General features: G+C 68.7%; 17 protein-coding genes. 14 read left to right on the top strand and 3 right to left on the bottom strand.

Annotated features, from left to right (window positions below):
* The first annotated feature begins 57 nt into the window (after positions 1-57).
* The 8 genes from nusG (at position 58) to TNCT1_RS03385 (ending at position 12,853) form a co-directional block, all read left to right on the top strand.
* A complete protein-coding gene (nusG, locus tag TNCT1_RS03425) occupies positions 58-906 on the top strand; it encodes a transcription termination/antitermination protein NusG (RefSeq protein WP_143627922.1) in 849 nt (282 codons plus the stop codon).
* A 168-nt stretch (positions 907-1,074) separates the two neighbouring features.
* On the top strand, positions 1,075-1,509 hold the full coding sequence (gene rplK / locus TNCT1_RS03420; RefSeq protein WP_037858373.1) for a 50S ribosomal protein L11: 435 nt from the start codon (positions 1,075-1,077) through the stop codon (positions 1,507-1,509).
* 96 nt (positions 1,510-1,605) lie between these two features.
* On the top strand, positions 1,606-2,331 hold the full coding sequence (gene rplA, locus TNCT1_RS03415) for a 50S ribosomal protein L1 (protein WP_143627920.1): 726 nt from the start codon (positions 1,606-1,608) through the stop codon (positions 2,329-2,331).
* Between the two features lie 162 nt (positions 2,332-2,493).
* Positions 2,494-3,450, top strand: a complete 957-nt coding sequence (locus TNCT1_RS03410) for a hypothetical protein (RefSeq protein WP_235902287.1) — start codon at positions 2,494-2,496, stop codon at positions 3,448-3,450.
* Positions 3,451-3,767: 317 nt separating this feature from the next.
* Complete coding sequence (rplJ, locus tag TNCT1_RS03405; protein ID WP_143627918.1) at positions 3,768-4,298, top strand: 50S ribosomal protein L10; 531 nt, start codon at positions 3,768-3,770, stop codon at positions 4,296-4,298.
* Between the two features lie 116 nt (positions 4,299-4,414).
* Positions 4,415-4,801: a 50S ribosomal protein L7/L12 gene (gene rplL, locus TNCT1_RS03400; protein WP_143627916.1), complete on the top strand. Its 387-nt coding sequence runs from the start codon at positions 4,415-4,417 to the stop codon at positions 4,799-4,801.
* A 566-nt stretch (positions 4,802-5,367) separates the two neighbouring features.
* Positions 5,368-8,853, top strand: a complete 3,486-nt coding sequence (gene rpoB / locus TNCT1_RS03390; protein WP_143627914.1) for a DNA-directed RNA polymerase subunit beta — start codon at positions 5,368-5,370, stop codon at positions 8,851-8,853.
* 100 nt (positions 8,854-8,953) lie between these two features.
* A complete protein-coding gene (locus TNCT1_RS03385; protein ID WP_143627912.1) occupies positions 8,954-12,853 on the top strand; it encodes a DNA-directed RNA polymerase subunit beta' in 3,900 nt (1,299 codons plus the stop codon).
* Positions 12,854-12,937: 84 nt separating this feature from the next.
* Here the strand turns inward: TNCT1_RS03385 and TNCT1_RS03380 are convergent, their stop codons facing one another.
* Positions 12,938-14,215, bottom strand: a complete 1,278-nt coding sequence (locus TNCT1_RS03380; RefSeq protein ID WP_143627910.1) for a glycosyltransferase family 39 protein — start codon at positions 14,213-14,215, stop codon at positions 12,938-12,940.
* 147 nt (positions 14,216-14,362) lie between these two features.
* On the opposite strand from TNCT1_RS03380, the gene TNCT1_RS03375 reads away from it, so the two are divergent.
* The 6 genes from TNCT1_RS03375 (at position 14,363) to TNCT1_RS03350 (ending at position 20,897) form a co-directional block, all read left to right on the top strand.
* Positions 14,363-15,337: a glycosyltransferase family 2 protein gene (locus TNCT1_RS03375; RefSeq protein ID WP_360669983.1), complete on the top strand. Its 975-nt coding sequence runs from the start codon at positions 14,363-14,365 to the stop codon at positions 15,335-15,337.
* A 280-nt stretch (positions 15,338-15,617) separates the two neighbouring features.
* Complete coding sequence (gene rpsL, locus TNCT1_RS03370) at positions 15,618-15,989, top strand: 30S ribosomal protein S12 (RefSeq protein ID WP_003948652.1); 372 nt, start codon at positions 15,618-15,620, stop codon at positions 15,987-15,989.
* Between the two features lie 2 nt (positions 15,990-15,991).
* Entirely contained in the window at positions 15,992-16,462 is a 471-nt protein-coding gene (gene rpsG / locus TNCT1_RS03365) for a 30S ribosomal protein S7 (RefSeq protein ID WP_003992340.1), read from the top strand.
* 39 nt (positions 16,463-16,501) lie between these two features.
* Complete coding sequence (gene fusA / locus TNCT1_RS03360) at positions 16,502-18,628, top strand: elongation factor G (RefSeq protein ID WP_143627908.1); 2,127 nt, start codon at positions 16,502-16,504, stop codon at positions 18,626-18,628.
* A gap of 156 nt (positions 18,629-18,784) precedes the next feature.
* A complete protein-coding gene (gene tuf / locus TNCT1_RS03355; protein ID WP_143627906.1) occupies positions 18,785-19,978 on the top strand; it encodes an elongation factor Tu in 1,194 nt (397 codons plus the stop codon).
* 163 nt (positions 19,979-20,141) lie between these two features.
* Positions 20,142-20,897 carry a hypothetical protein gene (locus tag TNCT1_RS03350; RefSeq protein WP_235902284.1) on the top strand — a complete coding sequence of 252 codons (756 nt, stop codon included), beginning with the start codon at positions 20,142-20,144 and terminating at the stop codon, positions 20,895-20,897.
* A 305-nt stretch (positions 20,898-21,202) separates the two neighbouring features.
* On the opposite strand, the gene TNCT1_RS03345 is transcribed toward TNCT1_RS03350, so the two are convergent.
* Positions 21,203-22,567, bottom strand: coding sequence for an alpha-lytic protease prodomain-containing protein (locus TNCT1_RS03345; protein WP_143627904.1), 1,365 nt, complete (start codon positions 22,565-22,567; stop codon positions 21,203-21,205).
* 120 nt (positions 22,568-22,687) lie between these two features.
* Entirely contained in the window at positions 22,688-23,644 is a 957-nt protein-coding gene (locus TNCT1_RS03340) for a LysR family transcriptional regulator (RefSeq protein WP_143627902.1), read from the bottom strand.
* Positions 23,645-23,703 lie beyond the last annotated feature (59 nt).

Here is a 23,703-nt window from a genome sequence, read left to right as displayed (position 1 = left end):
TACCGGCGCCCGTTTTCGCATGTTCCACCCCTATGTATCCAGGAAGAAGCAGCCATCGTGTCTGACCCGAACCTGAACGACGCAATCGAGCCGGACGAGACGGTGGACGACGAGCTCGACATCGTCGAAGGCGCGGACGAGCGCGACGAGTTCGAGGCTGCCGAGGCCGAACTGGGGGAGCCGGCCGAGGAGGCCGCCCTGCACGTCGAGGACGAGGGCGGCGCGGACGTCGAGGACGACGAGACCGCCGCCCCGGTCGCGGAGGCCGAGGAGGAGCCGGCGGAGCCCGTCGACCCGGTCCAGGCCCTGCGTGAGGAGCTCCGCACCCTGCCCGGCGAGTGGTACGTCATCCACACCTACGCCGGTTACGAGAACCGCGTGAAGACCAACCTGGAGCAGCGCGCCGTCTCGCTGAACGTCGAGGACTACATCTTCCAGGCCGAGGTGCCGCAGGAAGAGGTCGTCCAGATCAAGAACGGCGACCGCAAGACGATCAAGCAGAACAAGCTGCCGGGTTACGTCCTGGTCCGCATGGACCTGACGAACGAGTCCTGGGGCGTCGTCCGCAACACCCCGGGTGTCACCGGCTTCGTCGGCAACGCCTACGACCCGTACCCGCTGACCCTGGACGAGATCGTCAAGATGCTCGCCCCGGAGGCCGAGGAGAAGGCCGCCCGCGAGGCCGCCGAGGCCGAGGGCAAGCCCGCCCCGCAGCGCAAGGTCGAGGTCCAGGTGCTGGACTTCGAGGTCGGCGACTCGGTCACCGTCACCGACGGCCCGTTCGCCACGCTCCAGGCGACCATCAACGAGATCAACCCCGACTCGAAGAAGGTCAAGGGCCTGGTGGAGATCTTCGGCCGCGAGACGCCGGTCGAGCTCTCCTTCGACCAGATCCAGAAGAACTAGTTCTTTCTGGACGAACTGCTTCCGTGCAGGTCAGGCAGGCGCTCGGCGTCCGCCTGACCTGCACGGTTTTCAGCCGCGCATCTATACCCGTTATCGTTGTGCGGTATGCCTGCGTCCGGGTGGTCCCCGGAAGCGGGCAGGACCCGAATCGAAAGGACCCGGAGAGCTATGCCTCCCAAGAAGAAGAAGGTCACGGGGCTCATCAAGCTCCAGATCAACGCCGGTGCGGCGAACCCGGCCCCGCCGGTCGGCCCGGCGCTGGGTCAGCACGGCGTCAACATCATGGAGTTCTGCAAGGCCTACAACGCCGCGACCGAGTCGCAGCGTGGCTGGGTGATCCCGGTGGAGATCACGGTCTACGAGGACCGCTCCTTCACCTTCGTCACCAAGACGCCGCCGGCCGCGAAGATGATCCTCAAGGCCGCGGGCGTGGAGAAGGGCTCCGGCGAGCCGCACAAGACCAAGGTCGCCAAGATCACCGAGGCGCAGGTCCGCGAGATCGCCCAGACCAAGCTGCCCGACCTCAACGCCAACGACCTGGACGCCGCGTCGAAGATCATCGCCGGCACCGCCCGTTCCATGGGCATCACGGTCGAGGGCTGATTCCCCACCCCGTAGTCATGCGGCCCTGAAAGGCCGCACGTGGCAGGGCCTGCTCGGCCCGTACCACGACTCCTCACAGAACCCACAGGAGCAGTTGTGAGCAAGCGCAGCAAGGCTCTCCGCGCTGCGGACGCCAAGGTCGACCGGGAGAAGCTGTACGCCCCGCTCGAGGCCGTCCGTCTCGCCAAGGAGACCTCCACGACCAAGTTCGACGGCACCGTCGAGGTCGCCTTCCGCCTGGGTGTCGACCCGCGCAAGGCCGACCAGATGGTCCGTGGCACCGTGAACCTTCCGCACGGCACCGGTAAGACCGCCCGGGTCCTGGTCTTCGCGACCGGTGACCGTGCCGAGGCCGCGCGTGCCGCGGGCGCCGACATCGTCGGCTCCGACGAGCTGATCGACGAGGTGGCGAAGGGCCGTCTGGACTTCGACGCCGTCGTCGCCACCCCGGACCTCATGGGCAAGGTCGGCCGCCTCGGCCGCGTCCTCGGCCCGCGTGGTCTGATGCCGAACCCGAAGACCGGCACCGTGACCCCCGACACCGCCAAGGCCGTGACGGAGATCAAGGGCGGCAAGATCGAGTTCCGCGTCGACAAGCACTCGAACCTGCACTTCATCATCGGCAAGACGTCCTTCGAGGACGCCCAGCTGGTGGAGAACTACGGCGCGGCCCTGGAGGAGATCCTCCGTCTGAAGCCGTCCGCCGCCAAGGGTCGCTACATCAAGAAGGCCGCCATCAGCACCACGATGGGCCCCGGCATCCCGGTCGACTCGAACCGCACCCGCAACCTCCTCGTCGAGGAGGACCCGGCCGCCGTCTGAGCCCCCCGCTCACCCGGTAGCCGCGTCACGGACGCGTAAGCAAAGGGCGGACCCCGCAACCTCCGAGGTGCGGGGTCCGTCCTTTCTTTGTGCGGACTGTCGTACGACTGTCAGCGGCCTGGGCTACGGTGCAGGCACCGGACTCGCATGGGGGTAGGACGAATGAAGAGCACGACCGCACGCCGCGTGGCCCTCTCCGCCGTGGTGGTCACCGCGCTGGCCGGAGTCGCCGCCTGCGGCGGGGAGAGCTCCGGCGACAAGGCGGCCGGCAGAAGCCTGACCCACGCCAACCCCCTCGCCGCCCTGCGCTCCGCGGAGAAGTCCACCGACAAGGCGGACTCGGCCGAGGTCCGCTCCACCACCACCATCGGCGACACCATGTCGATGACCGCGAACGGCGCCCTGGCCTGGGGCGACGGCATGAAGGGCAACCTGACCATCACCTACACCGGCGGCAAGCTGGCGGAGGCGATGCGCAAGGCCGGCACCTCCTCCATGGAGGCGCGCTACCTGCCGGACGCCTACTACGCCAGGATGAGCGAGCAGTTCGCCCGGCAGTCCGGCGGCAAGCACTGGATCCGGTACGCCTACGACGACCTCGCCAAGCTCGGCGGCGGCTCCGGCGCGTACATGAAGGACCAGATGCAGAACACCACGCCGAACCAGTCGGTGAAGCTGCTGCTGGCCTCCGGTGACGTGAAGAAGGTCGGCGAGGAGCAGGTCTCCGGCGTCGCCACCACGCACTACTCCGGCACGGTGGACGTCGCGGACCTCGCGGGCAAGAACAGCGGCCTCGACGCCCGCCAGCTCTCCGACCTGAAGAAGCAGCTCAGCCAGGCGGGCGTCAGCACGGAGACCGTCGACATCTGGGTCAACGACCAGGACCTGCTGGTCAAGAAGGTCGAGAAGGCGAAGATGACCGCCGGCACCATGACCAGCACGGCTCTCTACAGCCACTACGGCGTGCGGGTCACCGCGGAGGCGCCCCCGGCCGCCGACACCAAGGACTTCAAGGACCTGATGAAGGCCGGCGGCGCCTCGGGCGGCGGCACCGTCTCGGGCGGCGGCACCGTCTCGGGCAGCAGCACCGCCTCCGGCAGCGGCGTCAGCACCTCCTGACCGGCCGCCGAACCAGGACCGGGGCAGCTCCGTGGAGCCCGATTTGCTCGACGGTGCCCCGGTCCCGTACTCTCCTACCGAAGCCAAAGACCGCTGGTCGTTGCCGCACGTTCGAACGAGGGTGTGGTGGCCGAAGGATCCGCTGCAAAGTGGACGACCCGCGCAGGTGAGTGTGGAAGTACTCCCGGATTCGTACGCGCCCCGGCGCGTTCCGCCGGTCGAGTCCGCCCCGAGCGCCTGCGCCGGGGCGTTTCGTTTTCCCCAGTCCTCCTTCGGGTCCGCGCGGTCAGAATCACCCGGAAGGAGGCCGAGGCTCTATGGCGAGGCCCGACAAGGCTGCCGCGGTTGCCGAGCTGACGGACAAGTTCCGCAGCTCCAACGCCGCCGTGCTGACCGAGTACCGCGGTCTCACCGTGGCGCAGCTCAAGACGCTGCGCCGGTCGCTCGGTGAGAACGCCCAGTACGCCGTGGTGAAGAACACGCTGACCAAGATTGCGGCCAACGAGGCCGGGATCACGCTGGACGACCAGCTCTTCGCTGGTCCGACGGCTGTCGCCTTCGTCACCGGTGACCCGGTGGAGTCGGCGAAGGGTCTCCGTGACTTCGCCAAGGACAACCCGAATCTCGTCATCAAGGGCGGTGTCCTTGACGGCAAGGCGCTGTCCGCCGACGAGATCAAGAAGCTTGCGGACCTCGAGTCCCGCGAGGTTCTGCTCGCCAAGCTGGCGGGCGCCATGAAGGGCAAGCAGTCCCAGGCTGCCGCGCTCTTCCAGGCGCTCCCGTCGAAGCTCGTCCGCACCGTGGACGCGCTTCGCGCCAAGCAGGCCGAGCAGGGCGGTGCCGAGTAATTCGGCTCGCTTTCTGATCCGGGCCGCCTGAGGCGGCCGGGGTCACAGCGGGCCAACGTACGCCCGCCACTCATGTACATCCGGCACCTGCCGAATTAGTGGAAGGATCGCCCATCATGGCGAAGCTCAGCCAGGAAGACCTGCTCGCGCAGTTCGAGGAGATGACCCTCATCGAGCTCTCCGAGTTCGTGAAGGCCTTCGAGGAGAAGTTCGACGTCACCGCCGCCGCTCCGGTCGCCGTCGCCGCCGCCGGCGCCCCGGGCGCCCCGGCCGCTGAGGCCGCCGAGGAGAAGGACGAGTTCGACGTCATCCTCACCGGCGCCGGCGAGAAGAAGATCCAGGTCATCAAGGTCGTGCGTGAGCTGACCTCCCTGGGTCTGAAGGAGGCCAAGGACCTCGTCGACGGCACCCCGAAGCCGGTCCTCGAGAAGGTCAACAAGGAGGCCGCGGAGAAGGCCGCCGAGTCCCTCAAGGGCGCCGGCGCCTCCGTCGAGGTCAAGTAACACCTTCCGGGTTCCCGTAACCCGGCTGCGCGCCGACTGCGGCCTTCAGGGGCTGTAACGCGAACGCACCGAAGAGCGATCATCCATCCGGGTGGTCGCTCTTCGGCGTTGCGGAGGGTGACCCGGGTCGCCTTGAACTCGCCCCGGCGAGGGGTATGGTGATCTTCGTCCTGTTCCCGGACTGCCCCGTTCGGGCTGGGGGGCCTTGACGAACCGCACGCAGCGCGCAATTCTCAGGACGCGTCGTCACATCGATCCGAATCCGAGGCATGGATCGACGGCGAAGAGGGCAGTATGAACGTGCGTTGAGGGCAGACATGCCGAGGGCGTTGACGAAGGCGTTGAGCACGACGAGGGTCTCGAAAAACCCGGGCTGGACATCAGTGTGCCAAGTGGCTACACTGACCCTTTGCGCTGCCTGTTAGCTTCCCCTGCCCGTCACCAGGGGTCTGCCCTCACTCGAGCATCGATGACCGAAGCTTCCCTGACCTGGGGTTTCCGTCTCTGTGTATGAGAGAGGGGCCGGTACGCGCGTAGTGAGTCCGAGCCCTCGGAAGGACCCCCTCTTGGCCGCCTCGCGCAACGCCTCGACCGCGAATACGAACAACGGCGCCAGCACCGCCCCGCTGCGCATCTCCTTTGCAAAGATCAAGGAGCCTCTCGAGGTTCCGAACCTGCTCGCGCTGCAGACCGAGAGCTTCGACTGGCTGCTCGGCAACACCGCTTGGCAGAGTCGGGTCGAGGAGGCTCTTGAGAACGGTCAGGACGTCCCCACCAAGTCCGGTCTGGAGGAGATCTTCGAGGAGATCTCCCCGATCGAGGACTTCTCCGGGTCGATGTCCCTGACGTTCCGGGACCACCGCTTCGAGCCGCCGAAGAACTCCATCGACGAGTGCAAGGAGCGCGACTTCACGTACGCCGCCCCGCTCTTCGTCACCGCCGAGTTCACCAACAACGAGACCGGTGAGATCAAGTCCCAGACGGTCTTCATGGGCGATTTCCCGCTCATGACGAACAAGGGCACTTTCGTCATCAACGGCACCGAGCGTGTCGTGGTGTCGCAGCTGGTCCGTTCCCCCGGTGTCTACTTCGACTCCTCCATCGACAAAACGTCCGACAAGGACATCTTCTCCGCCAAGATCATCCCGTCCCGGGGTGCCTGGCTGGAGATGGAGATCGACAAGCGTGACATGGTCGGTGTCCGCATCGACCGCAAGCGCAAGCAGTCGGTCACCGTTCTGCTGAAGGCGCTCGGCTGGACGACCGAGCAGATCCTCGAGGAGTTCGGCGAGTACGAGTCGATGCGCGCCACCCTGGAGAAGGACCACACCCAGGGCCAGGACGACGCGCTGCTGGACATCTACCGCAAGCTGCGTCCGGGCGAGCCCCCCACGCGTGAGGCCGCGCAGACGCTGCTCGAGAACCTCTACTTCAACCCCAAGCGCTACGACCTCGCCAAGGTCGGCCGCTACAAGGTCAACAAGAAGCTGGGTGCGGACGCTCCGCTGGACGCGGGTGTCCTGACCGTCGAGGACGTCATCTCGACGATCAAGTACCTGGTGAAGCTGCACGCCGGCGAGACCGAGACCGCCGGTGACAACGGCGGCACGATCGTCGTCGAGACGGACGACATCGACCACTTCGGCAACCGTCGTCTGCGCAGCGTCGGCGAGCTGATCCAGAACCAGGTCCGTACGGGTCTCGCCCGTATGGAGCGCGTCGTGCGCGAGCGCATGACGACCCAGGACGTCGAGGCGATCACGCCGCAGACCCTGATCAACATCCGGCCGGTCGTCGCCTCCATCAAGGAGTTCTTCGGCACCAGCCAGCTGTCGCAGTTCATGGACCAGAACAACCCGCTGTCGGGTCTCACCCACAAGCGCCGTCTGTCGGCTCTTGGCCCGGGTGGTCTCTCCCGTGAGCGGGCCGGCTTCGAGGTCCGTGACGTGCACCCCTCGCACTACGGCCGCATGTGCCCGATCGAGACGCCCGAAGGCCCGAACATCGGTCTGATCGGCTCGCTCGCCTCCTACGGCCGGGTCAACGCGTTCGGTTTCGTCGAGACGCCGTACCGCAAGGTCGTCGACGGTCGGGTCACCGACGAGGTGGACTACCTGACGGCCGACGAAGAGGACCGGTTCGTCATCGCGCAGGCCAACGCCACGCTCTCGGACGACATGCGGTTCGCCGAGAACCGCGTGCTGGTCCGCCGCCGTGGCGGCGAGGTCGACTACGTCGCCGGTGACGACGTGGACTACATGGACGTCTCGCCGCGCCAGATGGTGTCGGTCGCGACCGCCATGATCCCGTTCCTCGAGCACGACGACGCCAACCGTGCCCTCATGGGCGCGAACATGATGCGTCAGGCCGTGCCGCTGATTAAGTCCGAGGCCCCGCTCGTCGGCACCGGCATGGAGTACCGCTCCGCGGTCGACGCCGGCGACGTGGTCAAGGCCGAGAAGGACGGTGTGGTCCAGGAGGTCTCCGCGGACTACATCACCACCGCCAACGACGACGGCACGTACATCACGTACCGCCTGGCCAAGTTCTCCCGGTCCAACCAGGGCACCTCGGTCAACCAGAAGGTCATCGTCAACGAGGGCGACCGGATCATCACGGGCCAGGTGCTCGCGGACGGCCCGGCCACCGAGAACGGCGAGATGGCCCTGGGCAAGAACCTGCTCGTGGCGTTCATGCCGTGGGAGGGTCACAACTACGAGGACGCGATCATCCTGTCGCAGCGCCTCGTGCAGGACGACGTCCTCTCCTCGATCCACATCGAGGAGCACGAGGTCGACGCCCGTGACACCAAGCTCGGCCCCGAGGAGATCACCCGGGACATCCCGAACGTCTCCGAGGAGGTCCTCGCCGACCTCGACGAGCGCGGCATCATCCGCATCGGCGCCGAGGTCATCGCCGGCGACATCCTCGTCGGCAAGGTCACGCCCAAGGGCGAGACCGAGCTGACCCCGGAGGAGCGCCTGCTGCGCGCGATCTTCGGCGAGAAGGCCCGTGAGGTCCGTGACACCTCGCTGAAGGTGCCGCACGGCGAGACCGGCAAGGTCATCGGCGTGCGCGTCTTCGACCGCGAGGAGGGCGACGAGCTTCCCCCCGGTGTGAACCAGCTCGTGCGCGTCTACGTCGCGCAGAAGCGCAAGATCACCGACGGTGACAAGCTCGCCGGCCGCCACGGCAACAAGGGCGTCATCTCCAAGATCCTGCCGATCGAGGACATGCCGTTCCTGGAGGACGGCACCCCGGTCGACATCATCCTCAACCCGCTGGGTGTGCCGTCCCGAATGAACCCGGGACAGGTCCTGGAGATCCACCTCGGCTGGCTCGCCAGCCGCGGCTGGGACGTCTCCGGCCTCGCGGAGGAGTGGGCCCAGCGGCTGCAGGCCATCGGCGCCGACTCGGTCGCTCCCGGCACCAACGTCGCCACCCCGGTGTTCGACGGTGCGCGCGAGGACGAGCTGGCGGGTCTGCTGCAGCACACCATCCCGAACCGGGACGGCGAGCGCATGGTGCTCCCGACCGGCAAGGCGCGGTTGTTCGACGGCCGCAGCGGTGAGCCGTTCCCGGACCCGATCTCGGTCGGCTACATGTACATCCTGAAGCTGCACCACCTGGTCGACGACAAGCTGCACGCCCGCTCGACCGGCCCGTACTCGATGATCACCCAGCAGCCGCTGGGCGGTAAGGCCCAGTTCGGTGGCCAGCGGTTCGGTGAGATGGAGGTGTGGGCCCTCGAGGCCTACGGCGCCGCGTACGCCCTCCAGGAGCTGCTGACCATCAAGTCCGACGACGTCACCGGCCGCGTGAAGGTCTACGAGGCCATCGTCAAGGGCGAGAACATCCCCGAGCCCGGCATCCCCGAGTCCTTCAAGGTGCTCATCAAGGAGATGCAGTCGCTCTGCCTGAACGTGGAGGTGCTGTCCAGCGACGGTATGTCCATCGAGATGCGCGACACCGACGAGGACGTCTTCCGCGCTGCGGAGGAGCTCGGCATCGACCTGTCCCGGCGCGAGCCGAGCAGCGTCGAAGAGGTCTGACGGGAGTCCGGCAGGGGCCCTCATCCGTGAGGGCCCCCGCCGACCCCCAGGCCCCCGTTTCAGACCACAGACTTTCAACCCTGAGAGGGATTGACGCATAGTGCTCGACGTCAACTTCTTCGACGAGCTCCGGATCGGTCTGGCCACCGCTGACGACATCCGCCAGTGGAGCCACGGCGAGGTCAAGAAGCCGGAGACCATCAACTACCGCACGCTCAAGCCCGAGAAGGACGGACTCTTCTGCGAGAAGATCTTCGGTCCTACCCGGGACTGGGAGTGCTACTGCGGCAAGTACAAGCGCGTCCGCTTCAAGGGCATCATCTGCGAGCGCTGTGGCGTCGAGGTCACGCGCGCCAAGGTGCGCCGTGAGCGGATGGGCCACATCGAGCTGGCCGCGCCCGTCACGCACATCTGGTACTTCAAGGGTGTCCCCTCGCGCCTCGGCTACCTGCTGGACCTGGCGCCGAAGGACCTCGAGAAGGTCATCTACTTCGCGGCGTACATGATCACGTACGTCGACGAGGAGCGCCGCACCCGCGACCTGCCCTCGCTGGAGGCGCACGTCTCGGTCGAGCGCCAGCAGATCGAGAACCGCCGGGACGCCGACCTGGAGGCCCGCGCCAAGAAGCTCGAGACCGACCTGGCCGAGCTCGAGGCCGAGGGCGCCAAGGCCGACGTGCGCCGCAAGGTGCGCGAGGGCGCCGAGCGCGAGATGAAGCAGCTGCGCGACCGCGCGCAGCGCGAGATCGACCGCCTCGACGAGGTGTGGACCCGGTTCAAGAACCTCAAGGTCCAGGACCTCGAGGGTGACGAGCTGCTCTACCGCGAGCTGCGCGACCGGTTCGGCACCTACTTCGACGGCTCGATGGGTGCCGCGGCGCTGCAGAAGCGCCTGGAGTCCTTCGACCTCGACGAGGAGGCCGAGAAGCTCCGCGAGATCATCCGCACCGGCAAGGGCCAGAAGAAGACCCGTGCGCTCAAGCGCCTGAAGGTCGTCTCCGCGTTCCTGCAGACCTCGAACAGCCCCAAGGGCATGGTCCTGGACTGCGTCCCGGTCATCCCGCCGGACCTGCGTCCGATGGTGCAGCTCGACGGTGGCCGCTTCGCGACCTCCGACCTGAACGACCTGTACCGCCGTGTCATCAACCGCAACAACCGCCTGAAGCGGCTTCTCGACCTCGGCGCGCCCGAGATCATCGTGAACAACGAGAAGCGCATGCTCCAGGAGGCCGTGGACGCCCTCTTCGACAACGGTCGTCGTGGTCGCCCGGTCACCGGTCCCGGCAACCGCCCGCTGAAGTCCCTGAGCGACATGCTCAAGGGCAAGCAGGGTCGTTTCCGTCAGAACCTGCTCGGCAAGCGGGTCGACTACTCGGCGCGTTCCGTCATCGTCGTCGGCCCGCAGCTCAAGCTGCACCAGTGCGGTCTGCCGAAGGCCATGGCGCTGGAGCTGTTCAAGCCGTTCGTGATGAAGCGCCTGGTCGACCTGAACCACGCGCAGAACATCAAGAGCGCCAAGCGCATGGTGGAGCGCGGCCGCACGGTCGTGTACGACGTCCTCGAAGAGGTCATCGCCGAGCACCCGGTTCTGCTGAACCGTGCTCCCACCCTGCACCGCCTCGGCATCCAGGCCTTCGAGCCGCAGCTGGTCGAGGGCAAGGCCATCCAGATCCACCCGCTCGTCTGCACCGCGTTCAACGCGGACTTCGACGGTGACCAGATGGCCGTGCACCTTCCGCTGTCCGCGGAGGCGCAGGCCGAGGCCCGCATCCTGATGCTGTCCTCGAACAACATCCTCAAGCCGGCCGACGGCCGTCCGGTGACGATGCCGACCCAGGACATGGTCCTCGGTCTGTTCTTCCTCACCACCGACGGCGAGCTGCGTGACACCAAGGGCGAGGGCCGCGCGTTCGGCTCCACGGCCGAGGCGATCATGGCCTTCGACGCCGGCGAGCTCGCGCTGCAGTCGCCGATCGACATCCGCTTCCCGGTGGGCACCATCCCGCCGCGCGGCTGGACCCCGCCGGCGCGCGAGGAGGGCGAGCCCGAGTGGCAGCAGGGTGACTCGTTCCGCCTGCGCACCACCCTGGGCCGCGCGCTCTTCAACGAGCTGCTGCCCGAGGACTACCCGTTCGTCGACTACTCGGTGGGCAAGAAGCAGCTCTCCGAGATCGTCAACGACCTGGCCGAGCGCTACCCCAAGGTCATCGTGGCGGCGACGCTCGACAACCTGAAGGCGGCCGGCTTCTTCTGGGCGACCCGTTCCGGTGTCACCGTGGCCATCTCCGACGTCGTCGTTCCCGAGGCGAAGAAGGAGATCGTCCGCGGCTACGAGGCGCAGGACGAGAAGGTCCAGAAGCAGTACGAGCGCGGTCTGATCACCAAGGAAGAGCGCACTCAGGAGCTCATCGCGATCTGGACCAAGGCGACCAACGAGGTCGCCGAGGCGATGAACGAGAACTTCCCCAAGACCAACCCCATCTTCATGATGGTTGACTCGGGTGCCCGAGGAAACATGATGCAGATGCGGCAGATCGCCGGTATGCGCGGTCTGGTGTCGAACGCGAAGAACGAGACCATCCCGCGTCCGATCAAGGCGTCCTTCCGTGAGGGCCTGTCCGTGCTGGAGTACTTCATCTCCACGCACGGTGCCCGTAAGGGTCTGGCGGACACCGCCCTGCGTACCGCCGACTCGGGTTACCTGACCCGTCGTCTGGTGGACGTCTCGCAGGACGTCATCATCCGCGAGGAGGACTGCGGCACCGAGCGCGGCCTGAAGCTGCGGATCGCCGAGCGGGGCGCGGACGGCGTGCTGCGCAAGGCGGACGACGTCGAGACGTCCGTGTACGCGCGCTGCCTCGCCGAGGACATCGTGGTCGACGGCCAGGTGCTGGCCCCGGCCGGCACCGACCTGGGCGACGTCCTCATCGAGGAGCTCGTCGGCCGCGGCGTCGAGGAGGTCAAGACCCGCTCGGTCCTGACCTGCGAGTCCGCCGTCGGTACCTGCGCGATGTGCTACGGCCGTTCGCTGGCCACCGGCAAGCTGGTCGACATCGGTGAGGCGGTCGGCATCATCGCCGCCCAGTCCATCGGTGAGCCCGGCACCCAGCTGACGATGCGTACCTTCCACACCGGTGGTGTGGCCGGTGACGACATCACCCAGGGTCTGCCCCGTGTCGTCGAGCTCTTCGAGGCCCGTACCCCGAAGGGTGTCGCCCCGATCTCCGAGGCCTCCGGCCGCGTGCGGATCGAGGAGACCGAGAAGACCAAGAAGCTCGTCGTCACCCCGGACGACGGCAGCGACGAGACGGCTTTCCCGATCTCGAAGCGTGCCAAGGTCCTGGTCAAGGAGGGCGACCACGTCGAGGTGGGCCAGCAGCTCACCGTGGGTGCCACCAACCCGCACGACGTGCTGCGCATCCTGGGTCAGCGTGCCGTCCAGGTCCACCTGGTCGGCGAGGTCCAGAAGGTCTACAACTCGCAGGGCGTGTCGATCCACGACAAGCACATCGAGATCATCATCCGGCAGATGCTGCGCCGTGTGACGATCATCGAGTCCGGCGACGCCGAGCTGCTGCCCGGCGAGCTGGTCGAGCGCTCGAAGTTCGAGACCGAGAACCGTCGTGTGGTCCAGGAGGGCGGTCACCCGGCTTCGGGCCGTCCGCAGCTCATGGGTATCACCAAGGCCTCGCTGGCGACGGAGTCCTGGCTGTCGGCCGCCTCCTTCCAGGAGACGACCCGAGTCCTGACGGACGCGGCGATCAACGCCAAGTCCGACAGCCTCATCGGCCTCAAGGAGAACGTCATCATCGGTAAGCTCATCCCGGCCGGTACGGGTCTGTCCCGCTACCGCAACATCCGGGTGGAGCCCACCGAGGAGGCCAAGGCCGCGATGTACTCGGCCGTCGGCTACGACGACATCGACTACTCGCCGTTCGGCACCGGCTCCGGCCAGGCCGTTCCGCTGGAGGACTACGACTACGGTCCGTACAACCAGTAGGCGAGAGCCCGCTCGAAACCGAAGGGCGGTCACCCCGGTCACGGGGTGGCCGCCCTTCGGCGTTCGCGGAGGGGCTCCGGGCCGCTACGGGATGCCCAGCTCGAAGATCACGTAGTGGGCGTACCAGCCGGACGCCACCGCCGTGGTCGTGAAGAACACGGCGAGGGAGGGCCACTTCAGGCGGCTCAGGGCGGCCGCCGGGGCCAGGAGCAGCGGGAAGGAGGGCAGCAGGTAGCGGGAGGTGTTGCCGAACATCTGCTGGGTGCCGAGGACGGTCAGGACGCCCGCCAGCGTGTAGGCGACCAGGACCAGCGGCGGCTTGCGGCGCAGCATCAGCGCGATCAGGAAGGGCAGCGCGATGACGAGCTGGACGCCGAGCAGGTCGGGCACGGAGAAGGCGAAGAGGTAGTCGTTGTGGCCGACGGCCACGTTGCCGAGGACGTCCGCCGTGTAGGCGCCCCAGTCGAAGTAGTGCGCCCAGCCCTCGCGCTGCAGCGTGAAGTAGGCGGTGAGGTCGCCCATGCTCCACCCGACCCACGCGACGTAGGTGAGCAGGCCGAGCGGTGCCGCGATCATCGCGAAGACCGGCCCGGCGACCCCGTGCTCCCGCCGGCCGTCCCGCCGCAGGACGGTGACCAGGGCGGCCAGTCCGACCGCGCCGATGAGCGCCGCCGATGTGGGCCGGTTCAGGCCCGCCAGGAAGGCCAGCAGACCCGCCGCGACCCAGCGGCCCCGCATCACGCTGTAGCAGGTCCAGGCCGCGATGGCGACGAACAGGGACTCGGAGTACACGGCCCACTCGACGCCCGCCCCGGGCACCACGGCCCACAGCCCGGCGGCGATGGTGCCCGCCCGCGCCCCGGCGAGCGCCGAGACGACCGCGTAGACCCCGGCGGCCGCCACCAGGGAGGCCAGGACCGACACGAGGATCCCGGAGCCGTACAGGCCGAGCCCGGTGGTCTCCGAGACGGTGCGGATCAGCCCGGGGTAGAGCGGGAAGAACGCCACCGAGTTCTGCTTGACGGTGAACAGCCCGCCGCCGGGCAGCGGTTCCAGCGGCTTCGGGGCGTACCCGTGCCCGGCGACCTGCAGGTACCACCAGCCGTCCCAGGTGGACAGCACGTCCCACCAGTGGGCCCCTCCGCCGAACCGCGGGTCCTTCCCGCGGTAGTCGCCCGCGTGTTCCAGGAGCCAGGCGAATATGGTGAGGCCCACGAGCTTCGTGACGCAGTACAGGACGAGTGGAGCCACGTACGGCCGCGCACCGGGCGGCAGCGTGAGCCGGCGGCTCGGGCGCGGAGCGCCGGACTGTTCCCCGGGCAGGACGGCGTCCGCCTCGATGTCCCCGGAAGCCGTGCTCATTCCTGCGGTCTCCCCCCTCGGCCGACCGCCGGGGAGGAGGTCGTACCGCATCCCGGATGGTCGTGAACTGTCAGTCACAAGATCACACAAGGGCCACTCGTGCGTGGCCAAAGCGTCGCATGCGCGGGGCGCAGGGGGGAGAAGCGGGTGACCGGAGGAGCCGACCCGGCGATCGAGCTGTCCGTCGTGGTACCCATGTTCAACGAGGCCGAGGCGCTGCCCGCCCTGGTCAGCAGGCTGCGCCCGGTGCTCGAGGGGCTCGGCGCGCCGTACGAGCTGGTCGCGGTCGACGACGGCAGCACCGACGCCACCGGTGAACTGCTCGCGGCCTTCCGGCTCGGCTGGCCGGAGCTGCGGGTGATCGGCCTGCGCCGCAACTCGGGCCACCAGGCCGCCCTGACCGCGGGCCTCGACCGGGCGGCCGGCGCCTACGTGGTGAGCCTCGACGCCGACCTGCAGGACCCGCCCGAGAAGATCCCCGAGATGCTGGCCCTGGCCCGCGCCGAGGGGCTCGACATCGTCTACGGCATCCGCGCCGACCGGGCCAGCGACACCGGCTTCAAGCGGTGGACGGCCGGTCTCTACTACCGGCTGGTGCGCCGTCTGGCAGGCCCCTCGGTGCCCGCGCAGGCCGGCGACTTCCGGCTGCTCAGCCGGGCCGCCGTGGAGGCCCTGAAGGCGCTGCCGGACCAGCAGCGGGTCTATCGGCTGCTGGTGCCCTGGCTGGGCTTCCCCAGCGGCCGGGTGACCTACGAGCGCGCCCCGCGCACGGCGGGCCGCAGCAAGTACCCGCTGGGCCGGATGATCCGGCTGGCGGTCGACAGCGTCACGGGTTTCTCGGCGGCCCCGCTGCGGCTGGCCACCTGGCTCGGCGGCTTCGCCTTCCTGGTCTGCCTCGGGCTGATGGTGTACACGCTCTCCGCCCACGTCCTGGACCACACGGTCCCGGGCTGGACCTCCCTGTTCACCGGGGTGCTCTTCATCGGCGCGGTGCAGCTCATCTGCGTGGGGCTGCTGGGGGAGTACGTGGCGCGCATATACACGGCGCTGCAGAACCGGCCGACGTACTTCGTCGGTCACGACACGGCGGAGCAGGCCGAGCAGACGGCGCCGCGCCGCTGAACCGGGGGCCTCGTCGCTGGGCGCGGGGGCCTGCGGGCCCGGTCCCGTTGCTTTTGTTTTGACCGGAGTCAGTGCGGTAGGTACGCTCAGACCTTGTGCCTGGGGTGTGCCCTGGCTTTCGTGCGTGCCTTCAACCGCACGCGGAGCCGACACCGGCCACCGTGATCCGTGCCTCTCTCGCCTCGCGGCGGAAGCGCGGCGGATTCGACACACCCGACCGCGTGGGTCGGAGAAGTTCCAGGTTAGCTTTACCTATCGGCACACAGAAACCGGAGAAGTAGTGCCTACGATCCAGCAGCTGGTCCGCAAGGGCCGGCAGGACAAGGTCGAGAAGAACAAGACGCCCGCACTCGAGGGTTCCCCTCAGCGTCGTGGCGTCTGCACGCGTGTGTTCACGACCACCCCGAAGAAGCCGAACTCGGCCCTGCGTAAGGTCGCGCGTGTGCGTCTGACCAGCGGGATCGAGGTCACCGCTTACATTCCGGGTGAGGGACACAACCTGCAGGAGCACTCCATCGTGCTCGTGCGCGGCGGCCGTGTGAAGGACCTGCCGGGTGTTCGCTACAAGATCATCCGCGGTTCGCTCGACACCCAGGGTGTCAAGAACCGCAAGCAGGCTCGCAGCCGTTACGGCGCCAAGAAGGAGAAGTAAGAATGCCTCGTAAGGGCCCCGCCCCGAAGCGCCCGGTCATCATCGACCCGGTCTACGGTTCTCCTCTGGTGACCTCCCTCATCAACAAGGTGCTGCTGAACGGCAAGCGCTCCACCGCCGAGCGCATCGTCTACGGCGCCATGGAGGGTCTGCGTGAGAAGACGGGCAACGACCCGATCATCACGCTGAAGCGCGCGCTGGAGAACATCAAGCCGACCCTCGAGGTCAAGTCCCGCCGTGTCGGTGGCGCCACGTACCAGGTTCCGATCGAGGTCAAGCCCGGTCGTGCCAACACGCTCGCGCTGCGCTGGCTGGTCGGTTACTCCCGCGCCCGTCGCGAGAAGACCATGACCGAGCGTCTGCTCAACGAGCTTCTCGACGCCTCCAACGGCCTGGGTGCCGCTGTGAAGAAGCGCGAGGACACGCACAAGATGGCCGAGTCCAACAAGGCCTTCGCGCACTACCGCTGGTAGTCGCTACCCACATCGAGACCGAGAGAAGACTGAAGCCTTATGGCTACCACTTCACTTGACCTGGCCAAGGTCCGCAACATCGGGATCATGGCCCACATCGACGCGGGCAAGACGACCACCACCGAGCGGATCCTGTTCTACACCGGTGTGTCGTACAAGATCGGTGAGGTCCACGACGGCGCCGCCACCATGGACTGGATGGAGCAGGAGCAGGAGCGTGGCATCACGATCACCTCTGCTGCCACCACCTGCCACTGGCCGCTCGAGGATGTCGACCACACCATCAACATCATCGACACCCCGGGTCACGTCGACTTCACCGTCGAGGTGGAGCGCTCCCTGCGCGTGCTCGACGGTGCCGTGACGGTGTTCGACGGTGTCGCCGGTGTCGAGCCGCAGTCCGAGACCGTGTGGCGTCAGGCGGACCGCTACGGCGTCCCGCGCATCTGCTTCGTCAACAAGCTCGACCGCACCGGTGCCGAGTTCCACCGCTGCGTCGACATGATCGTCGACCGCCTCGGCGCGCAGCCGATCGTGATGCAGCTCCCCATCGGTGCCGAGGCCGACTTCAAGGGCGTCGTCGACCTGGTGACGATGAAGGCCTTCGTCTGGTCCGCCGAGGCCACCAAGGGCGAGATGTACGACATCGTCGACATCCCGGACACGCACACCGAGGCTGCCGAGGAGTACCGCGGCAAGCTGATCGAGGCCGTGGCCGAGAACGACGAAGAGATCATGGAGCTGTACCTGGAGGGCGAGGAGCCCTCCGTGGAGCAGCTGTACGCCGCGATCCGTCGTATCACCATCGCGTCCGGCAAGAGCGGCGGCACCACCGTCACGCCGGTGTTCTGCGGTACCGCGTTCAAGAACAAGGGCGTCCAGCCCCTGCTCGACGCGGTCGTGCGCTACCTGCCGTCCCCGGTCGACATCGAGGCCATCGAGGGCCACGACGTCAAGGACCCGGAGACGGTCGTCAAGCGCAAGCCGTCCGACGAGGAGCCGCTGTCGGCGCTGGCGTTCAAGATCATGAGCGACCCGCACCTCGGCAAGCTCACCTTCGTCCGCGTGTACTCCGGCCGTCTGGAGTCCGGCACCGCCGTGCTGAACTCCGTCAAGGGCCGCAAGGAGCGCATCGGCAAGATCTACCGCATGCACGCGAACAAGCGTGAGGAGATCGACTCGGTGGGCGCCGGCGACATCGTCGCGGTCATGGGTCTGAAGCAGACCACGACCGGCGAGACGCTGTGCGACGAGAAGAACCCGGTGATCCTGGAGTCCATGGACTTCCCGGCGCCGGTCATCGAGGTCGCGATCGAGCCCAAGTCCAAGGGCGACCAGGAGAAGCTGGGTGTCGCCATCCAGCGTCTCGCGGAGGAGGACCCCTCCTTCCAGGTGCACACCAACGAGGAGACCGGCCAGACCGTCATCGGCGGTATGGGCGAGCTTCACCTCGAGGTGCTGGTCGACCGGATGAAGCGCGAGTTCAAGGTCGAGGCCAACGTCGGCAAGCCGCAGGTGGCCTACCGCGAGACGATCCGCAAGGCCGTCGAGCGCGTCGACTACACGCACAAGAAGCAGACCGGTGGTACCGGTCAGTTCGCGAAGGTGCAGATCGGCATCGAGCCGATCGAGAGCGGCGACACCTCGTACGAGTTCGTGAACAAGGTGACCGGTGGTCGCATCCCGAAGGAGTACATCCCTTCGGTCGACGCCGGTGCGCAGGAGGCCATGCAGTTCGGCATCCTCGCCGGTTACGAGATGACCGGCGTGCGCGTCATCCTCCACGACGGCGCCTACCACGAGGTCGACTCCTCCGAGCTCGCCTTCAAGATCGCCGGCTCGCAGGCCTTCAAGGAGGCCGCGCGCAAGGCCAGCCCCGTGCTGCTCGAGCCGATGATGGCCGTCGAGGTCACCACGCCCGAGGACTACATGGGTGAGGTCATCGGCGACATCAACTCCCGCCGTGGCCAGATCCAGGCCATGGAGGAGCGGGCCGGTGCCCGCGTCGTGAAGGGCCTCGTGCCCCTTTCGGAGATGTTCGGCTACGTCGGCGACCTCCGCAGCAAGACGTCGGGTCGCGCGAGCTACTCGATGCAGTTCGACTCCTACGCCGAGGTTCCGCGGAACGTCGCCGAGGAGATCATCGCGAAGGCCAAGGGCGAGTAACGCACCGCGTTCCCACGCTTTAGGCTTGACTCCGGAGCCTCAAGGGGCAAACAGCCGCAAACGCGGATGCTTGCCCCGGGTTCCGGGACTTAACAGCAAAGATCACCTGGCGCCGACGAACCAAGGCGTACAGAACCACTCCACAGGAGGACCCCAGTGGCGAAGGCGAAGTTCGAGCGGACTAAGCCGCACGTCAACATCGGCACCATCGGTCACATCGACCACGGTAAGACGACCCTCACGGCCGCCATTACCAAGGTGCTGCACGACGCGTACCCGGAGCTGAACGAGGCCACCCCGTTCGACAACATCGACAAGGCGCCCGAGGAGCGCCAGCGCGGTATCACCATCTCCATCGCGCACGTCGAGTACCAGACCGAGGCGCGTCACTACGCCCACGTCGACTGCCCGGGTCACGCGGACTACATCAAGAACATGATCACCGGTGCCGCGCAGATGGACGGCGCGATCCTCGTGGTCGCCGCCACCGACGGCCCGATGCCGCAGACCAAGGAGCACGTGCTCCTGGCCCGCCAGGTCGGCGTTCCGTACATCGTCGTCGCCCTGAACAAGGCCGACATGGTGGACGACGAGGAGATCATGGAGCTCGTCGAGCTCGAGGTCCGTGAGCTCCTCTCCGAGTACGAGTTCCCGGGTGACGACCTGCCGGTCGTCCGTGTCTCCGCGCTGAAGGCCCTCGAGGGCGACGCGCAGTGGACGCAGTCCGTCCTGGACCTCATGAACGCCGTCGACACCGCGATCCCGGAGCCGGAGCGCGACGTCGACAAGCCGTTCCTGATGCCGATCGAGGACGTCTTCACGATCACCGGTCGCGGTACGGTCGTCACCGGCCGTATCGAGCGCGGTGTCCTCAAGGTCAACGAGACCGTGGACATCATCGGTATCAAGCAGGAGAAGACCACCACCACGGTCACCGGCATCGAGATGTTCCGCAAGCTGCTCGACGAGGGCCAGGCCGGTGAGAACGTCGGTCTGCTCCTCCGTGGCATCAAGCGCGAGGACGTCGAGCGCGGCCAGGTCATCATCAAGCCGGGCTCGGTCACCCCGCACACCGAGTTCGAGGCGCAGGCCTACATCCTCTCCAAGGACGAGGGTGGCCGCCACACGCCGTTCTTCAACAACTACCGTCCGCAGTTCTACTTCCGTACGACGGACGTGACCGGCGTCGTGACCCTCCCCGAGGGCACCGAGATGGTCATGCCGGGTGACAACACCGAGATGAAGGTGGAGCTCATCCAGCCCGTCGCCATGGAAGAGGGCCTGAAGTTCGCCATCCGTGAGGGTGGCCGGACCGTGGGCGCCGGCCAGGTCACCAAGATCAACAAGTGATCTTGGACTGATCCGGCCCGGTCTCTGACCTGGTAGCTGTCGGAGAGGCCCGTACGACTTCGGTCGTACGGGCCTCTTCGCTGTGTTCGGAAGGACAGCTTCCTGGTCTCGCGTACCCAGGGTCTCTCCGCCCGGCGTCGCCGGGCCCACTACTGTCACGGAGGTGGATGCTGTGCTGGACAAGGTGCGGGCCGTGGTTCCCTGGCTGGCCGTGGCCGCCGTGGTGATCGGCATGAGCTATCAGCAGGGACTGTTTTCGCTGGTGGGGCGGCTCGCGCCGGGCCCGGCGCGAGCCGTGGCCCTGCCCGGGGGCGGTGTTTCCGACGGCGACCGCTGCGGAGCCGAGGGGTACCACCGGTTCCGGCTGCCGGCGGACGTGCTCTCCCCGCCGCCCCGGGACACGCCTGCCCCCGGCCCCCGGCTCGTCCTCGGCGCCTACGGGTTCGAGCAGGGCCCCCGCACCCCCGCCCGCTTCACCATCAGTCTCTTCGTCGTCCCTGGCGGAAAGCGGCCTCTTGAGCTGTCCCGCACCCTCGGCGACGGCGTCGCGGTGGAGATCGAGGGTCCGCACGGGCTGGTCGGCGGCGCCCACGGGCTGCCGGTCACCTGGCACGAGCCCACCGGGACGGGCCCCGGTCACCGGATGCGCGTCGGCGCCCGCGACGGCGGAGTGGCCGAGGTCGCCCTCCCCGTCAGGGCCCTGTGCCCCGGCCATGAGGGGGCCGAGGTGATGCGGAAGCTGCAGGCGCCGATCGACGCCCACAACACCGTCACCGGTCAGCCGCCCTACACCTTGACCGTCTCCTTCTCCGACCCCGGCGTAGGTGAGATGCGCGCTTCGCTTCGCTCGCCGGACCGCGGCGACGTGCTCGGCGCCGGCAACCTCATCCCCCTGGACCCGGAGACCGGCCGCCCCTGATCCGCCGCTGCCGTCCGGGCCGGCGGGCGTCGGCAACGAGAAGATCCGGCGTGCCCGACCCGCTGTCCCGCCGGGGCGCTGCCTCCAGCATGTGGCACACCGACCCCACGGTGGTCCCGCAGCCGCTGCCGGCCGACAGGTGCGGCCCGACGCCCACCCGTCCGGGGCCGCCGCGGAGCTGTCGGATCCGAGCCGCGCCGTCGGCCCACCGGGGTGGGGAGGCCGGTGGGCCGACGGACCGGGGAGGCCCGGGTGCCCACCAACGGGCACCCGGGCCTCCCCTCCCCCCGGCGGTGGTCGTCGGGTCAGGCGCGCTGCCAGAGCGCTGGGACGTTCGGCGGTTCCCAGCCGGGCTGCGCCTGGTGGCCCTGGAGACAGCGGTAGGCGGCGCCGCCGTAGGTCACCGTGTCGCCGGCCTGGTAGACGGTGCCCGCCGACCAGGTGCCGCCGCCCGGGTCACCGGGGTTGCCGGGGTCGCTGGGCCCGCTCGCGGTCGTCTTCAGGGTGAGGCCGTAGGCCTGCAGGATCGGGTTGACGGGCTGGAAGTACGTCGTGCCGCCGCTGGTGCAGTCGCCCGTGCCGCCCGAGGTGACGCCCTGTGCCTGGCTGCCGGAGATGAAGGAACCGCCCGAGTCGCCGGGCTCGGCGCACACCGAGGTGCGGGTGACGCCGCTGACGGTGCCCTCCTGGTAGGTCACGCTGGCGTTGAGCTGCTGCACGGTGCCGCAGTGCCAGCCGGTGGTCGAGCCCGACCGGCACACCGACGCGCCCACCGTGGCCTGCGTGGAACCGGTGACCTGGGCGCTCGAACCGTTGACGTACGGGGTCGCCGTCCAGTTGCCGTTGGTCGCCACCCACGACATGTCGTTGCCGGGGAACACCGACGCCTGGAAGGTGCCCTGCGCCACCCGGTTGGAGCCGGTGGTGGTGCTGCCCGCACGGCCGCAGTGACCCGCCGAGGCGAACCCCTGCTGGCTGCCCCGGGTCACCGGGAAACCGATCGAGCACCGGGTGCTGCCGTCGATGTAGTACGCGTCACCGCCCCGCAGGTCGTACAGCGGCCGCGGGCGTTCGGCGAACTTCGAGGTGCGCACCAGGGCCGGGCCCACCCCGGCCGCGGCCAGCAGGCGCGCCACCGCAGCGGGGCGCACCGCCTGCACCACGAGGGTGTTCGTGCGGACGTCGACGTACCAGACCGGGGTGTCAGTGGTGCCCCGCCGGTCCGCGGCGCGGTCCAGCCGGGCCTTGGCCGCGTCCAGCGAGGCCAGGGAGTGCCGCACGACCACCGCCCGGGCGCCGCGCGCCCTGATCGCCGCCACGTCCCGGGCGTCGGTCGTCGCCACGGTCAGGGTGCCCGACTCGGCGCCCCGGACCCAGGCGCCGGCGAAGTGCCGGCCGAGGGCCGCGCGCAGCCGCCCCGCGGTGGCGCCCGCCTCGGCCTCGTTCGCCAGCCGCAGCCGTGCCTGCGGCAGGCTCAGGCCGAGGTCCCGCCGCATCGCGTGCAGCAGGGCGGGCGGGGCGTCGGCGGTGCGCAGGGTCTGCGCCGCGCCGGGGACGGTGGGCGCAGCCGGACGGACGCCGGCGCTCGCGGAGCCGCTGAGCCCGGCCACGAGCAGGGCGCCCGCCGCCGCCACGGCGGCACAGGCGGCCCGGGCATGTCTGTGGAGCATGAGGGGGTCTCCTCGGTCTCGGTGGGGTGCCGAAACCGTAGGAAGAGCCGCTCGGCCCGCGTAAGACCCGGCCGACCCCCTGCCCCGGTGTTATGGAACGCGCTTTCCGGGCAGGCGTGTTCAGGCCCCGGCGGGCAGGTCGTTGCCCGCGAGCCAGTGCGCGTAGCTGTCGCTGCGCGCCGCCGCCCCGGCGTGCGCGCTGCGCGCCTCGGCGAGGACGGTCGCCGCGGTGTCGGGCGCCTGCGCCGCCGGGTGCCAGCCGAGCACGTGTCGCCAGACCAGCGGGGTGCCGGCCAGCGGCAGCGTGCTGATGCCGGGCGTCGTCGGGAACGTGGCCCGGCACAGCCCCACCGCCCGCCCGACCTGCACCAGGTGCACACAGGAGGCGGTGTCCGTCTCGTACATCCGGCGCGCGGCGAACCCGGCCCGTGCGCAGGCCGCGGTGAAGCAGTCCGCGAAGCAGCCGTCTCCGGGCACCACCGCCCAGTCCTCGCCGGCCAGCGCGGACAGCTCCACCTCGGCGGACGTGGCCAGCGGGTGGCCGGCCGGCAGCATCACGAACACCGGGTCCACCGCGATCTCCCGCCACACCAGGTGCGTGGCGTCGGGCGGGGCGGCCGAGCCGCAGGTGCCGGCCAGGGCGAAGTCCAGCCGGCCCTCGGCCAGCAGCCCGGCCAGCTCCCGCTCGGACCAGGACGCGCGGGTGGTCACGGTGGCCCCCGGCACGGCCTCGGCCAGCCGGTCCACCAGCGCGCCCAGCAACGGGCCGTGCGTGCCGCCCAGCCGCAGCCGCTCCGGCTCCTGCCGGGTCCGGGCGAACCGGGCCGCCTCCTGCTGGAGTTCGCTCACCGCGGGCAGCACGATGCGGGTGCGTTCCAGTACCAGTTCGCCCAGCGCGGTGGCCCGCACGCCGTGCCGGCCGCGTTCGAACAGCGCCCCGCCCAGCGCCCGTTCGATCCGCCTGAGCTGCGCGCTCAGCGCGGGCTGCGCGAGCCCGAGCAGCGTCGCGGCCCGCGTCAGACTGCCCGCCTCCGCGATCGTCCGGATGGTCCTGAGATGCCGCAACTCCAGTTCCATGAAGGGAGCTTGCGGTGCGGGGGAGAAGGGGGCAAGGGGTTGGTACGGACCGGTGGCGG

The sequence above is a fragment of the Streptomyces sp. 1-11 genome (assembly GCF_007176755.1).
Classification (GTDB): Bacteria; Actinomycetota; Actinomycetes; order Streptomycetales; family Streptomycetaceae; genus Streptomyces.
This window is presented reverse-complemented; position numbering and strand designations above follow the sequence as displayed.

Bases quoted from the DNA above. Each gene is read 5' to 3' on its own strand.
- TNCT1_RS03340 (WP_143627902.1), bottom strand. From the start codon at position 23,644: ATGGAACTGGAGTTGCGGCATCTCAGGACCATCCGGACGATCGCGGAG.
- TNCT1_RS03380 (WP_143627910.1), bottom strand. From the start codon at position 14,215: ATGAGCACGGCTTCCGGGGACATCGAGGCGGACGCCGTCCTGCCCGGG.
- rpsG (WP_003992340.1), top strand. From the start codon at position 15,992: ATGCCTCGTAAGGGCCCCGCCCCGAAGCGCCCGGTCATCATCGACCCG.
- rplJ (WP_143627918.1), top strand. From the start codon at position 3,768: ATGGCGAGGCCCGACAAGGCTGCCGCGGTTGCCGAGCTGACGGACAAG.
- rplK (WP_037858373.1), top strand. From the start codon at position 1,075: ATGCCTCCCAAGAAGAAGAAGGTCACGGGGCTCATCAAGCTCCAGATC.
- TNCT1_RS03345 (WP_143627904.1), bottom strand. From the start codon at position 22,567: ATGCTCCACAGACATGCCCGGGCCGCCTGTGCCGCCGTGGCGGCGGCG.
- fusA (WP_143627908.1), top strand. From the start codon at position 16,502: ATGGCTACCACTTCACTTGACCTGGCCAAGGTCCGCAACATCGGGATC.
- rplL (WP_143627916.1), top strand. From the start codon at position 4,415: ATGGCGAAGCTCAGCCAGGAAGACCTGCTCGCGCAGTTCGAGGAGATG.
- TNCT1_RS03410 (WP_235902287.1), top strand. From the start codon at position 2,494: ATGAAGAGCACGACCGCACGCCGCGTGGCCCTCTCCGCCGTGGTGGTC.